Source organism: Deinococcus marmoris DSM 12784 (genome assembly GCF_000701405.1).
Lineage (GTDB): Bacteria > Deinococcota > Deinococci > Deinococcales > Deinococcaceae > Deinococcus > Deinococcus marmoris.
The window spans coordinates 1-13,456 of record NZ_JNIV01000108.1 but is presented as its reverse complement, the minus strand read 5'-3'; the positions used below and the strand labels follow the sequence as shown (position 1 = coordinate 13,456).

The following is a 13,456-nucleotide window of genomic DNA, read 5'->3' as shown; positions in this document are numbered from 1 at the left end:
CAATGAACACCGGTCCATCAGGAACAAAGGCTTCCAGCAATTGACTCAAGAGAATGCGGCTGCCCTGCAATGGAAACCAGATGGCCCGGCTGAGAAAGTGATGGAATCTGGAGAATCCGGTTTCATCACTCAGGCCGAGCAAGGTCAGGAGGGCAGAGATGGTGCGCTTGCGGGTGGCAAGGATGGACCCGACAAGCAAGGTTTGAGCAGTGATCCAGGTGGGCTGGGTAAACATCTCGGCAAAAGGGGCGATAACATCGGTGAACCATTTTGGGACTTTGAACATCTCCAAATGGTTTCAGGCGGCGCTGAGATTTCTCTCAGCGCCGCCTGAAAAAATGGACAAAGTCGAACTGAGGAAAAGCTGCCCGGGGCCAGGCTGAGCATGGCCCGGCTGCGCGAAACGGTCGCGCAGGTCTGTTGCCACGAGGCGGCGCGGGGCCGCCTGGCCTTCGGGGACTGCGGACGGCCGGCCCTGAATTCGCAGCAGGCCGACGTGGCAGTGCAGATGGCGCTGTTCAGCGAGATCGTGTTGGGCTGACGGCGGAGGCAGGGCAGCAGTGCCTTCCCTGTGTCCCCATGCCGCGCTCCAGGTGTCGGCTGGAGCGCGGCATGGGGACATTTTGCAGCCCTGGGCAGGGTGTGATGTGCCCATGACCAGACCTTCGACTGCCTACCGTGCCGTCTCCATCGGAGCCGCCCTGCTCACGGGAACCATCGCCGCGGTGCATGTGTACTGGGCCGCAGGTGGAACGGTGGGTCTGACGGCGGCCCTGCCTGAGGCAGACAGCGGAGCGCCGGCGTTCACGCCGTCTCCCATGATGACGCTGGGTGTGGCGGCCGGGCTGGCGTGCATGAGCGCGGCCGCCCTGGACGCCCACTCTCCCCGGATGCGCTGGCCGCTGCGCCTGACCACCCTGGTGTTCCTGCTGCGGGCCGTCGGGGATGGGCGCAAGGTTGGCCTGACCCGGCAAGCTGGGGACAGTCCGTTTGCCCGCAACGATGCGCGGCTGTACACCCCGCTGTGCCTGGTGCTGGCCGCCCTGTACGGTGTGCTGGCGTTCAGGTGCAGGGGCCAGAATTGGTCGGCGGCGAGGGTGTCATTCGGGGCCTGCCAGTGCGCAAAGCAGCATTCGTGTTGAAAAGTATGGCTCGCCAATGGCGAGCCACTTTTACACCAGCCCCGAGCCCATCGGTCACCGGGTGCTGATGTGACCCCGATAGACGTAGCTTCCATCAGCCACGATGTCCTTGATGTCGACGCGCCCGGTGCCACCCGCGAAACCGCCGGTTCCGCTGCCCGCCACCAGGGGATGCTGGCAACGTCCAAAGATTTCCGTGCTCCCGGAGAACTTGGACTCGAATTTATAGGTCGTCGCGAACACGCCGATCGGTCCGCCATTCAGGCGGCCGACGAAGACTTCCCTCCCGGTTTCCAGGTAGACACCGCTCGGTGTCGTCCTGGAGGCGTCGACCTTCGTGTACCAGCAGCCCTGCAAGCTGCCGCTCAGAACGAGCCCCGGATAGCTCACGAAGTCGGCATAGCCGCTGGGAGGGGCCGGGCAAGTGCTCCCGCTCACGTCGTAGACCGCAGTCCCCGAGATCTGGATGTTGTTGACTCTCAGGGCGCTCAGGGCAGGTGGCGCTGACCCAACGGGGAGGTTGGTGCTTCCACAGGCGGTGAGCGCGCTCAGGGTGAGGGCCGCGGCAATGGCGCGGGTGTTCATGGGTGATCTCCTGTGGACCTGCGTGGCAGGCCATCCGCCGAAAGCACTGGCTTTCGACGGGTCGGGCACCGGCGCCGCCGACGCCGGGCTGGTGCAGGGCAAGGCGGACAGAGCAGCCGTCAGAATCGCATTCGCATGGTTCCCCTGGTGTGCAGGTCACACTGCTTTACAGGCTCCGGTCGGTTGCGCCATGGGCTCTCGCAGCGGGCAAGCCCCCGAGGTTCGTCCGTTGCGGTCAATGCTTCCGGAGATTGTCTTCGATCAGACTCTTTTTTTGGCAGAGTCCTCAGGGAATCAACAGCTTCCAGGGCAGACAGGGCGTGAGAGAAGACCGCCTTGTTGGCAGAACTGCTGAGCGTGGACGTGACCCGGGTGACAGGCTCCAGAACGAATGGCTGGGCAGCCAGAGTGCCGCGAGTTGGAAGCTGTCAGGGATGGGCTTGAAGTTCTGGAGCGAGCCTCGCCATACAGCAGATCAGGGCGTGGCCAGGAGTTCGTTCCAGCGCACCTCGCCGGCCATCTCGGCTGCTGAGAAGGCGTTGTCCGACGCCCGCAACCCCGAGAACGCCACAACGGACGTGTGATGCTGTGGGTGGTACCACAAGCTGGTCATGACGGTGTCCGCGCCCACGTGGGCGCGTCTGGAGACGTACCCCGCCCGGCTCAGCATGGTCCCCAGGGTCTGCATGCGCTGCTCGCACTCGGCGAGCTTCAGCCCTGTTGCGGACATGGCGCTCACCTGGGTGGCCAGGGTGTCGGGTGGACCAGGAGTTTGCCTGATGGCCAGGGTACCGGGAAAGGCCAGCAGGACCAGCAGGACCAGCGCGGACGAGGTAGGGCGGACTGCCGTCTTAAGCGTGGACATGAAGGTCCTCCAGGGCAGGCCAGGCCTGCCGCCGCGCCTCCCGTTCCAGACGGAACCAGAGACGGCGCGGAGAGAAAGAGTGGACCGCTGCCGGACATCCGGGGAGCGTGGTGCTGGGCTCCTGTCGTCCACGGTGGGTTCGTGTGCTCCGGCATGGCGGGTCCAGAACAGACGGCCGTTCGGTAAGGCCGCGAGATCGGGCGCTCCACGCCTTGCTCACGTGCCAGCGGTGCGCGCCGTGTCTGCCGCTCAGAATGCGAGAGGTGCATTCCAGCGCATCAGGCCAGTCAGTTCAGTCGCAGAGAACGCGTTGCCGGACTCCTGCCAGCCCGCGAAGACCAGTACTGACGTGCGGCGCTCCGGATGGGACCAGCGCGCGATCATGGTGCCGTCAACCAGCTGCGAGCGCACGAGGCGGTAGCCCGCCTTGCGGAGCACCAGGTCCAGGGCACCCATACGCTGCTGGGATTCGCTTCCCATCAGCCCGGTGCCGGACATGGCGCTGAGCTGGGTCCCCAGTGTGTCCGCCTGCCGGGCAAGGGCGCTGGGCACCCCCAGCAGGGCCAGGGTCAGCAGCACAGCCGAGGTACGGCGGACGAAGGTATGAAGGGTGGGCATGGTGATCCTCCAGGGCAGGCCAGACCTGCCGCCGCGCCTCTCGTTCCAGACGGAACCAGGGACGGCGCGAAGAGAGACGGAGTGGACCGTTGCCGCACATCCGGGGAGCGTGGTGCCCCGCTCCTGCCGTAGATCAGCGCTGGGCTGATGCCTTCAGGGTGCGCGTTCCCGGGACAAAGCACATCGCCAGGACTGGGTACGGTGCAGTCAGGTGACCCTGACAGAATCCGGTAGGCTCCAGTCCGTGGCCGGAAGGCACGGGAGAACAAAGCTGCCGGGCGTCCGGCCCGGGCAGGCTGACGCTGGCGTGTCCAGCCGCAAGGCCGGGTCTCTCACGGCGGGGGCGGCCCGGGCGTTGCCCTGTCCGCCAGACCATGCGCGATGGCCCAGCGGGCCAGTTCCACACGGTTGTGCAGGCCCAGCTTGCCCAGCAGGTTACCCACGTGCTTGCTCGCGGTGCCGGGACTGATGTTGAGAAGACGCGCCACTTTTCGGTCTGGGTGGCCCTGAGCCACCAGAGCCAGCACCTCCACTTCGCGTGGCGTCAACTCAGGATGGGCGGCCTTCGAGATCAGCACCTGAACCAGTCGCTCAGCCAGTTCCACCACGTCCGCCACCTGCAGGTGAAGTCCTGTCGTCCAGGCCTGCTGATACGCCGTCTCGCCCAGCGCCTGCCTGGCCAGGGCCATATCCTGACGCAAGCGGCGGTCCGGCAAATTCTGCGAGCGGCCCCAGTCGGGATCATTCACGAACGCTGCGAACTGGATCAGCGTTGTCCATTCACGCTGCTCAGCCGCGATCAGGGTCAGTCCCAGACGCAGAGTAGAGTCGATCATCCCCCGGAACCCCCGGGCCACCGCGTCGTGCAGGCAGGACAGCAGCAGGGGGCGTGCCTCTGGCAGGCGGTTCATATACACCAGCAAATGGCCCACCATGACCCTGGATTCCAGGACGAAGACCGGATTGACCGCCGCCTCGAAGTCCTTGCAAGCCAGCTGGGCATAATCCAGCGCGTCTGTATATCGGTTCATTTCCAGCAGGTCCAGTGCGCCGCCCAGGTAGACACTGGCCCGCAGCATCTGCTGCTTGCGGGTCGGTGGATGATCGCCCACCCGTTCGCGCAGCTCACGGATGACGTCCTGGGTGATGGTCCAGGCCTGTTCCCCCTGACCGGTGTCACGCATCACGTAGGCCAGATTGCCGCTGGCCCAGGCCGCACTCTCCACATCGCCCAGCGCTTCACACAGTGCCAGAACCTCCTGTAACCGCGCCTCGCAAGCCTGGAACTGCCCCGTGAAGCCCAGGTTGTCCACAGTAATTTCCAGTGCCCGGAGCAGGGTGCCCCGGTCCGCCGGCGGGGGCAGGGCCAGCACCCGGTCCACCAGCGGCGCCTCCTGCACATGCAGTCCGAAGGGCAACCACAGGCGGCCGATGGCGCCGAGATAGCGGTAGGCGAGATCAGCGTGGCGCCCCTCCACGGCCCAGACCATCCCAGACCGGATGTTCGGGTAATGCGGCAGGAAGGCGTCCCGTCGGTCCACGGTCTCGTGCTGCCAGTTACGTTGAAGCTCCTCGAGCATGTCCAGAAAGTGCCGCGCGTGTCGCTCTCGCCAGATGGCCTCTTGCGGGTGGCCGTTCAGGCGTTCCACGGCCAGTTCCCGCAAAGGTTGGAGCATCTTCCACAGGGTGCTCGGCGTGTCCAGCCGTTGGAGCAGGCTCTGTTCCAGCAGCGCTTCCGCGCGCTCCAGCACTTCAGACGATCCCCAGACCCCGGCCAATGCTTGCGGACTGAACGGACCGCTAAACACAGCGCAGCATTCGAACACTGCCCGGTCGAGGTCATCCAACAGCTCATAGCTCCATTCCACCGTCGCCCGCAGGGACCGCAGGCGTTCGGGCCGGTCCCGGAAGTCCGCCTTGAGCACCTCCAGCGGATGTTCCAGGCGGGTCAGCAGATCCCCCAGCGCGTAGCTGCGGGTGCGCATGGCCGCCAGTTCCAGAGCCAGCGGCACGCCCTCCAGCACCTCGCACAGCCGCGTGACCTGAAAGGCGTTGGTTTCACTCAGCGCGAAGGTGGGATTCAGGGCGTGGACGCGGGCGACAAACAACTGCACCGCCGCGCTTGAAGCGGCGTCGCGGACACGCTGGGGCAGCCCCAGTGGCTCGACTGGGTACTCCACCTCGTCATGCAGTCGCAGCGCCGCCCGGCTGGTGACCACCATTTGCAGCGTGTCTGTGCGGGCCAGGAGATCACCCAGTCCTGGGGCAGCAGGGAGAAGTTGCTCGAAGTTGTCCAGGATCAGCAGGGTGCGGCGGCGGGCCGCGAAGTCATGGATGCACCGTTCGGGTTCTCCCCGGAGTCCACGGTCTGGCAGGGACGCCGCGATCAGGCCCATGACCCCACCGGGTTCGCGGACGGCACTGAGATCAATGAACTGCACGTGATCGAACTGGGGCACGCTCTGTTGCCGGAAGGCGTGGGCCAGATGCAGGACCAGGGCGGTCTTGCCGATCCCACCGGGACCGCGCAGCGTGAGCAGGCGTACCCCATCCTGGAGCAATTTGAGCAATTGGCGCAGGTCATGCTCGCGGCCATACAGCGGGGCGAGCGCACCCGGCGGTGACCCCGGCCGGTGGTTCATAGATCAGTGTAGACCCCGGTGGCAGGCTGTTGTGGCTGGACCGGATCAGATGACTGGGAAGCCGGTGCTGACGTCGAGAAACGCTGCAGCGGGCGCGGCCGTGCTCCCACAGGCTGACTCCGGGGCCGCTCCCGCACATCAATGGTCATGTCAGCAGTCGTGCTCCGGGCATGGGGCGGCGGAACTCGCCGCCACACGCTTGTTTCTGACCGTGCTTCCACGAGCGCATCATGTGGTGTGGCACGGGCACGGCTGGGCTGCGGCATGATGCGTAGACGTGACGCGGTACCCGGCCTCCAGCAAGCTCACTCCAAAAAAATTGTCTCTCCTTTCAGGAATCGCCATGACGCTCTCGCCCCTCCAACTCACCATAATGCAGTAAAGATTGGTTGCAGGCGTAAGCACTGGTTGTGTTCTCACACTCGCGCCGCCGGCGGAACCATTCATCGATCCGTTCCATCAGAATCATGGCGAAGCCCTGCTGCACGTCCTTGCACCCTCACACCTGCTTCTAAAATATACTGAGTACGGGGAAAGTCGGCATATTTTCGCGCCCATGTTCAAGCTGAAGGGCTTAGACCAGCTGCCAGTCGTCGAGACATCAGTACGCCGCGTACCACAAGCTTCACCAGTTCGGCGGGACACATATCAGACTGTAGGCGTATACTCTTCGGACACGAGTCCGACACGACTCGGAAGGAGATCTCTATGTCCCGGGTGTCCCACGCTCTCAGGGAGCCGCTGCTCAACCAGCAGGTTCCCGATATCACCGATCCCGCAACCCTCCAGCGTCTCTCCCGGGGGCTTTCCGCCGGCATCCGCATGCTGGAACAACTGCAGCTGAACCGGGAGCAGCAGGCCTGGCTGCTCGGCCTCAGCTCCCGCAGCTTGCAGCGCGCGCGTACAGGGAACGGCCCTGAACTGACCCAGGATCAATTGACCCGGCTGAGTCTGGTCGTCGGCATCTACAAGGCGCTGCACATTCTGTATGACGACGCCACAGCCGACGGCTGGGTCAGTCGCGCCAACAGGCGGCATCCTTTCGCCGGGCAGACCCCCATGGACTACATGAGCCGGGGCGGTATCCCCGCGATGTATGAAGTGCGCCGACTGTTGGATGCCGACCGCAGTGGGATGTTCTCCGTAACCCCCGAAGCCCGGAAAGCCGCCTCAAACTTTGCAACCGTCGTGGACCTTTGAAGGAGCCGCCACCGCTCCGGGCGCACCAGGCGCGGACTTCCCGCTTGATTCCCTCCCGGTACGAAGCGCAGACGCCCCGACCGTCGGTCCTCCGCGCCATCACCCACGACCGGGACGAGTTCGACATCCTGCTTGACCTGGATAACCTCACCAACGGCCGGGTCACCAGTGGGCGGGGCGTCACCTCCCAGCCGTACGAACAGATGGTCCTGGCGGCCTTCGAACACGCGGGCAACAACCGCTTTAATGAGCCGGTACCGGGACACGGCGCGTGGTATGCCGCCGACGAGCTGGTGACGTGCGTCTATGAGGTCGCCCATCACTTCAAGGCGCGGGCCATCGACGAAGGCCTGACAGATACGCCGCATGTCACGGAGTACACCGTTTACGAGTGCGATGCCCAGGACACCTTCTATGACGCGATGAAGGATCCGGACTATCTCGGGCACCTGGCCGTGGACCCCGATTCCTACACGTATTCGCAGCCGCTGGGTGAGGAGGTGCGTGACCAGAACCGGGCTGGCATCGTCTACGAGAGCGTCCGCTCCCCGGACGCTGGAAAGATTTGCGTGGTGTTCCTCCAACCCTGGGCCGTGCGCAGTGTGGGCCGTACCAGTCAGGTCTATCTGCTCTGGGATCCGGCGCAGCAGGCGGCTGTGGCCAGCCGCATGCCGCCGAGCCCAGACGTGCTACAGCAGTGAAAGGCTTGGGGGCGGCCCATAAGGCTCTCCAGCAAGGCGCCTAACCGCTCGCAGCACTCCAAAACTCACAGGACGTTCGCCACCCTGGACACAGCCCGTCGACGTCGACTCGGACATCAAGCAGCCTCCCCCTGTGTCAAAAAGTGAAAGGGAGCGGGCGCGCTGCGCGCCCGCTTCCTCAGCTCACCCCATCAGCAGTTGCAGCTGCGCGTCGTGGGGGTTTGCATCTGCTTCGGTCCAGCTCAGCGCCCACGGCCCGAACTCGCTCCAGCCGAAGCTGAGTTCTAGCACCCAGCCGTACGGTTCCTCCCGGATATCGGCCCAGTCCTTGCGGTGGGCCTGCCCGAGCGCCGGCACCTGCGCCACCAGCTGGCCCGCAGGCGCTGAGGTGTACTCCCGCCCCAGTATCTCGCGCGCCCACCGGGGCAGTTGCTGCGGATCTCCCGTGCCTGCCGCGATGGGCCCCGGCACACCTGCCACCTGAACCCAGCCAGGTGCCAGTGGCGTCACCAACCCAGGCCCGATCAGCGCCGGCTGGCGCGCTGGCGGCAGGACGAGCGGATTGATACGGCCCACGAGCGCCGCTGCGCGTGCCTGGGCGCCCACTTCGTCAATCAGCACCCATGGCAATCCCATCGCTGCCGCCCAGGTCTCCCCTGCCCCGGCAGGCTCCGTGCCCGTCTGGACGGCGAGCGTCCACACCTGGCCCGCCGCCCGTTCCAGCCGCCGCTGGGCCTGGCCCATGCGGTGCAGCCGCGCGGCCTGTGCCACGGTCGGCCGCAGCGTCAATTCGTAGTTGTGGGTCATCGTTTTTCTCCTCCTGTGTGGTGCACTGGTCCACCCAGATCCAGGGCACGGGTGATGGTGCGCTGCAAGTAATTAGAGATGTTGTATTTGGGCCGATCCAGCGCGCTTGCGCGCAGCAGGCGCTCAATCTGCGCCGGGTCCCTCGTATAGAAACGAAGCAGTCTGGCGGCGGCAAAATCCGCCTCACTCTGGGACGCGTAGCCCAGGGCCTCCCAGGACCCGAACAGCAGCCCCATGGCCCGGTCACCGTTGCGGGCGCGCCGCAGGCACCCCAGCACTTCCTGATCCGTGACCGTCAAGCCGCGCCGTCCCTGCGTGCTGGTGTCCTGAGTCTGGCGTGGAACGTTGCCCGTCCCCAACACTGCCTCCGCCTTTTCCAGGTGGCCCAGGTGGCGGCCCCGCCCCTTGAGCGCCCGTCCGGTTACCGTCACAAAGCCCTGAGCGAGCCACTCGACATGGTGTTCGCGCCGCGAGCGCGGCAACGTTCCACGCAGCCAAACGTGGACCCCCTGGCCAGAGGGCGACGTCTCGGCGTAGCCGTCAATCCGCTCCAGCCGCTCCGCTCTCTCGGGCGTCAGTGGCCCGTCAAGATCCAGCGCCACCAGGCCAGCCGATGGCGGCAGGCCCACACCGACGCCGCCGGCCCGGTGGCCCCGCGCAAGCTCCAGTGCCTCCTGCCACGGCATTCCCCCACCCCGGCAGTCCACCGGAGCCAGCCGCCCTGCCCGGGGCAGCGCCGGCGCTTTCCCCAATCCACCGTTGTCGCGGGGGAGCGCAACCCACGGCAACCAGTGCGGTAGCGCCAGTACCTCCCCGGGAAGCGTGACCTCAAGGTCCTGAGGACGGGGCAGGTGCCCCCCATCCCCAGACGGCTGGCCGCGCACGGCGCCGGAAAAGGCGTGCGTCGCCGCCAGATGGTTTCTGTTTCGCATGTTGCTCCTTTCTGTTCTGCGCCCTTCCTCTTTCAGCTGATAGGAGGGCTGATGAACGGGGACAGGCATCAGGCCGGGCCCGCACCTCCCCCCCCCTGTGTCCACGCCCTAGATCTTCAGCGCCTTATCAGCGGCGCTGCCGCTTGCGGCGCGCGTACGGACGGCCGCCCCAGGCGCGGTGACGCACGTTGTGCGCTGCATTCACATGGGCGTCCATCACGCCGCAGCCATACAGGCAGGAGAATTGATGGCTCGTCCGTGCCCCCGGGCGGCCGCACAGGTGGCACCCCTGGCTGGTGCCGTACGGCGCCACCCGGCGCAGCCGCACCCCTGCGGCGTACAGGCGCTGCGGCAGCCAGCTCTGCAACCAGTCCACCATCGCCATTTCCCGGCCACGCTCCGGAAAATCCGTGCTGAACGTGCGCCAGTTGAGCCGCTCCACACCCACACACGCCGCCTGGCCCAGCAACCAGGCCGTCATCTGGTCGAGTCGCTGGCGGGCGGCCGCGTAGTGCAGCCGCTCGATCCGGCCCTGCAGCTCACGCTGCGCGGTGGGCGGCAGCAGGTCGAGGTGGGCGGCGAACGTTGACCAGCGCAGGCGATCGGGCAGGGCCGGCGGGGCCAGTTGGGCGAGCGCCCCCGGTCCCGCCGCGGTGACGAGTGGCGACAGGCCGACATCGATCCCGATGGCGACGCCGCCCGCCCGGCGCTGCACGGCCGGCATCTCGAACGTGAGACTCGCGAACCACAGGCCCTCCAGCTCCACGAGGCGCGTCCCGGCCTGCAGCCAACGCACACCACCGCCGCCCAGGACCACTGGCAACGCACGCCGTCCCTGGAACGTGGTCTGAATCACCTGACGGACCCACGTCCGTTGCTGCGCCGGGCCCAGCTGCCCCAGCAGGCCTTGGGTCAGCAGATTCTCGTCCTGGTGCTGCGCGTAGCCTGGTGAGGTCTGCACCAGCGGCGTCTGCTCCAGCGTCGGGAGCCGGTAGAGCTGGGCCTGCAGCCCCACTGCACCCAGCTGCAACCGTTCGTCGTGCCACCCGCACTGCTGGGTGAGGGCAGCGGCGTCGGGGATATACACCCGGCCCCCCGCGAGGCCGCTGACCGGCTCTGTCGTATGGCGCATCCAGCCGGTGCGGACGAGCTCGCGCAGCTGCGCGCTCTGATCCACGCTGACGCGCAGGTTGTGTGTTGTGTCTGTCTGCATTTCTCTTTCCTCCTGCCCTTTCCTGGCCCGTCGCCTGTGTGTCCCTGCTCTCCCTAATGCACGTCCCGTCCCGTAATGCGCGAGCCGCACATCTGTCCCGTGGTGTGCCCATCACGCATTCCCATCCCGTGATGTCATCCCAGCCGCTGCACATAACCGCTGGTGGGCTCAACCGGCATGGACCGCTGGTGATGGGTTACGGCGTAGGGCACGCACGTGGTGGGTGCGTGCGATGGAGTGACGGACGTTGGACTCGGTCACGCGGTGGGTTCACACGACGCGACGCATGGTGGGTGCAGGGATAGGTCATGGCCCGTGCATGGGCTGGAGCGGCCCGCAACGCTGGCGCAGCAACAGAGCGGCGCGCGGCTAAGCCGCACTTGGGTCACGTAGGGGGCCACTCTGTGGCGCCGATCTGGGCGGTGCGGCGGGTAGTCCGGGCCTACCGGCCTACAATGTTCCGGGCTACGGAAGTTCTAGGTCATTCAAAGTTTTGCTGACCTGTGTTCCTGCGGTCTCGACGGCACTGGGCGTCAGAACATGAGAATGCCCCCACGCCACCCAACCCACCAATGGTTCACCACTCCATCAAGCGCACCTCAGCGCAGCACCACTGCTGGGGGCCCGGAATGTCCAGCCCAGTGCAGCTGGACAACGCGGTCAGCCTGAAGCAGGACGCGGCCAGATGGACCGCAGACCCCCTGGCTACAGTTGGAGCATGATCCGATCAGAACTTGCCGAAGAGCTCGGCGTGAATTCCTCGACGGTCCGGAAGTGGCTTGACGTGTACGTGCAACTCACCGAGCGGACCATCGAGCGTCGACTGGACGCCCAGACCATCAACGACATGCAGCGTGCGCGGACGCTGATGCAGGACCGTCCTGGAATGCCGTTCCGTGAAGCCCTGGAGCGCGCTGGACCTGTTCGTCGAACCGGTGCCGCCGGCCAGCGTCGAGCGGCTGATGGGGCGGCTCGATGGTCTGGAGCGCACGCTCGCCGGCATCGAGGAACGGCAGATGGTGCTGCAGGACCAGCTGCAGGCCCTGGCTGATCACCTCAAGATGATCTCCGAGGACCTGCACAGCCTTCTCCCAGAGGGCGCTGACCTGGTCGGTGCCGATGCGCCGACGGTTGCTGACGACGGATCGAACACCACCGACTGGGAGAGACCGACGTTCTGAAGCGGAGTGTTGCCGCATCTGGTGCGCTGGACCAAGCAGAGCACCCTCACCCTGGAGGAGGTGGCCAGGAGGTTGCGGCCGTGCAGGACTGGAGCAACATGGCCAGGGTCTTCGTGCGCCCCGGCTATGAGCGCGGCGGGACGCAGCCTGCACGAGATCGGTACGATCCTGGGCCACGAGAACCCAGCGACGACGGCGATCTCTGGGCGGTTTGAGGCCCAGCAATTGGTCCTGGCGGCGGCCAGCCTGCCGGATGTACTCTAAGAACTTGATTTCGCACTCCACCCCTGGCGCACTGCCGCCACATGAGCATCTCCGTCAACTTCACCGCGTCTATGGACCGTTGAGTCCCGTCTTCGTCGCCGAAGAACTACGCTGCACCCTGGACGAGGCCGTCCACCACCTGTACGGACCTCATGCCGCTCAATATGTCTGGGTCAGTCTGGCTGACCTGGTCCATCTGTCTGCGGTGAGCCTGATGGGATTGAAGCGCTGGGTCCGGCATCATCACCTCCAGAGTGCATACCAGCAGGGCCAGGGGCGCGGTGCGCCCCCCCACATCCATCTCGATGATGCCCGTCACTTCCTACATGGCCAGCAGAACCTGACATCAGCGATTTCAGACGCACTCCCCCGTGTGAAGGGAGAAGACCTGAGGTCTTTTCCTCTACGGAGCCAGGTCACCAAAGCAGCCGTGGTGGATATGGACTGGCAACTGGCACGTCAGGCCGCCTGGCCGATGACGGTGGACCGCCTGGCGGAAGCGGTCCACGGCTCCCGTTCTGCACACGCCCGGCAACAGGTCCAGAGAACGCTTCGGCGCTGGGAAGCCCAGGGGCGCGTCGTCTGCTTTGCGCGGGGACTGTATGACCTGGTGCGCCCGTCCCTGGTCTTGGACCCGGAACGCTATGGCCGCAGTGTGTTGCTGAGGGAGGACACCCAGAAGCTGCACGCCCATCATCCGGAGATCGCCCACTGGCCCAGCAGGTCTCTGGCCGCCGCCTGGCGGGCGTACAGCCGCTTCTATGCCGAGAGACTGTTGCCCGTGGCGGACCGTGGGGAGCCGACGTTCCTGGAATACCTGCTGGTGTGTCAATTGAATCCAGCGGAGATGCCGGGCGAGGTGAACGCGCGATACGAGGTACTGTGCCAGGAAGCGGCCTTTTACCGACTGGTGCCCGGACCATGTCAGGGTGCTGCTGAGGCGGAGCAGCCTCCACTGAGAGCGTGTTTATAAAGGTTCGACGGATGGGTCGAGGCGACGGAGCATCAGGCGAATGTTGGCGAGATAGCACCAGGAAGCGGAGGTATGGCAGCGGCCTTCGTAGTCCCGGCTCAGCCGACGTGAGCGCGTCAACCACGCCAATGAGCGTTCCACCACCCAGCGACGGGGCAGCACCTGAAACCCTGTGGCCCTGTCACTGCGTTTGATGATTTCCAATGTCCAGCCCAGTGTTTCCAGCGTCCAGGTGACCAGCTTGCCCAGATAACCACCATCGGCCCAGACATGACGGAGGCGCACAAAGCGCCTCCGTGCGTACCACAGCGTCATTTTTCCGCCATCACGGTC

General features: G+C 65.7%; 16 protein-coding genes. 7 read left to right on the top strand and 9 right to left on the bottom strand.

Annotated elements, in window-relative coordinates:
• A partial coding sequence (locus Q319_RS0119310) for a transposase (RefSeq protein WP_029484075.1) occupies positions 1–286 on the bottom strand: 286 nt, incomplete at its 3' end.
• A 99-nt stretch (positions 287–385) separates the two neighbouring features.
• On the opposite strand from Q319_RS0119310, the gene Q319_RS27420 reads away from it, so the two are divergent.
• Positions 386–541, top strand: coding sequence for a hypothetical protein (locus Q319_RS27420; RefSeq protein ID WP_156039463.1), 156 nt, complete (start codon positions 386–388; stop codon positions 539–541).
• A gap of 112 nt (positions 542–653) precedes the next feature.
• A complete protein-coding gene (locus Q319_RS0119300) occupies positions 654–1,142 on the top strand; it encodes a DUF3995 domain-containing protein (RefSeq protein ID WP_081846181.1) in 489 nt (162 codons plus the stop codon).
• A 54-nt stretch (positions 1,143–1,196) separates the two neighbouring features.
• On the opposite strand, the gene Q319_RS0119295 is transcribed toward Q319_RS0119300, so the two are convergent.
• The 4 genes from Q319_RS0119295 to Q319_RS0119280 form a co-directional block, all read right to left on the bottom strand.
• Positions 1,197–1,727 (bottom strand): hypothetical protein, encoded by a 531-nt coding sequence (locus Q319_RS0119295; RefSeq protein ID WP_029484073.1) that lies wholly within the window; start codon positions 1,725–1,727, stop codon positions 1,197–1,199.
• A 475-nt stretch (positions 1,728–2,202) separates the two neighbouring features.
• Positions 2,203–2,592 carry a hypothetical protein gene (locus Q319_RS0119290; protein ID WP_029484072.1) on the bottom strand — a complete coding sequence of 130 codons (390 nt, stop codon included), beginning with the start codon at positions 2,590–2,592 and terminating at the stop codon, positions 2,203–2,205.
• A gap of 249 nt (positions 2,593–2,841) precedes the next feature.
• Complete coding sequence (locus tag Q319_RS0119285; protein WP_029484071.1) at positions 2,842–3,210, bottom strand: hypothetical protein; 369 nt, start codon at positions 3,208–3,210, stop codon at positions 2,842–2,844.
• A 332-nt stretch (positions 3,211–3,542) separates the two neighbouring features.
• Complete coding sequence (locus tag Q319_RS0119280; protein WP_081846180.1) at positions 3,543–5,852, bottom strand: ATP-binding protein; 2,310 nt, start codon at positions 5,850–5,852, stop codon at positions 3,543–3,545.
• A gap of 708 nt (positions 5,853–6,560) precedes the next feature.
• Here Q319_RS0119280 and Q319_RS25785 point away from each other — a divergent pair.
• On the top strand, positions 6,561–7,052 hold the full coding sequence (locus tag Q319_RS25785) for an antitoxin Xre/MbcA/ParS toxin-binding domain-containing protein (RefSeq protein ID WP_051655576.1): 492 nt from the start codon (positions 6,561–6,563) through the stop codon (positions 7,050–7,052).
• A 44-nt stretch (positions 7,053–7,096) separates the two neighbouring features.
• Positions 7,097–7,753: an RES family NAD+ phosphorylase gene (locus tag Q319_RS25780; RefSeq protein ID WP_051655575.1), complete on the top strand. Its 657-nt coding sequence runs from the start codon at positions 7,097–7,099 to the stop codon at positions 7,751–7,753.
• Between the two features lie 183 nt (positions 7,754–7,936).
• On the opposite strand, the gene Q319_RS0119260 is transcribed toward Q319_RS25780, so the two are convergent.
• The 3 genes from Q319_RS0119260 to Q319_RS27415 all read right to left on the bottom strand — a co-directional run bounded on the left by Q319_RS0119260 (position 7,937) and on the right by Q319_RS27415 (position 10,705).
• The gene (locus Q319_RS0119260; protein WP_029484066.1) at positions 7,937–8,560 is read right to left on the bottom strand and encodes a hypothetical protein; all 624 of its coding nucleotides are present in this window, start codon (positions 8,558–8,560) and stop codon (positions 7,937–7,939) included.
• Positions 8,557–9,492 carry a phage NrS-1 polymerase family protein gene (locus Q319_RS0119255; RefSeq protein WP_156039462.1) on the bottom strand — a complete coding sequence of 312 codons (936 nt, stop codon included), beginning with the start codon at positions 9,490–9,492 and terminating at the stop codon, positions 8,557–8,559. The genes Q319_RS0119260 and Q319_RS0119255 overlap by 4 nt, the downstream gene beginning before the upstream one ends.
• Positions 9,493–9,619: 127 nt before the next feature.
• Positions 9,620–10,705: a zinc ribbon domain-containing protein gene (locus Q319_RS27415; protein WP_029484064.1), complete on the bottom strand. Its 1,086-nt coding sequence runs from the start codon at positions 10,703–10,705 to the stop codon at positions 9,620–9,622.
• An 896-nt stretch (positions 10,706–11,601) separates the two neighbouring features.
• Between Q319_RS27415 and Q319_RS27975 the strand changes: the two genes are divergently transcribed.
• The 3 genes from Q319_RS27975 (at position 11,602) to Q319_RS27405 (ending at position 13,123) form a co-directional block, all read left to right on the top strand.
• Positions 11,602–11,886, top strand: coding sequence for a hypothetical protein (locus tag Q319_RS27975; RefSeq protein ID WP_029484063.1), 285 nt, complete (start codon positions 11,602–11,604; stop codon positions 11,884–11,886).
• 80 nt (positions 11,887–11,966) lie between these two features.
• Positions 11,967–12,101 (top strand): hypothetical protein, encoded by a 135-nt coding sequence (locus Q319_RS28995; protein WP_281173851.1) that lies wholly within the window; start codon positions 11,967–11,969, stop codon positions 12,099–12,101.
• A 53-nt stretch (positions 12,102–12,154) separates the two neighbouring features.
• Positions 12,155–13,123, top strand: a complete 969-nt coding sequence (locus Q319_RS27405; RefSeq protein ID WP_156039461.1) for a hypothetical protein — start codon at positions 12,155–12,157, stop codon at positions 13,121–13,123.
• Here the strand turns inward: Q319_RS27405 and Q319_RS0119225 are convergent.
• The coding region (locus Q319_RS0119225) for an IS5/IS1182 family transposase (protein WP_029484060.1) at positions 13,118–13,456 on the bottom strand (339 nt) is incomplete at its 5' end. The two genes, Q319_RS27405 and Q319_RS0119225, sit on opposite strands and share 6 nt — an antisense overlap.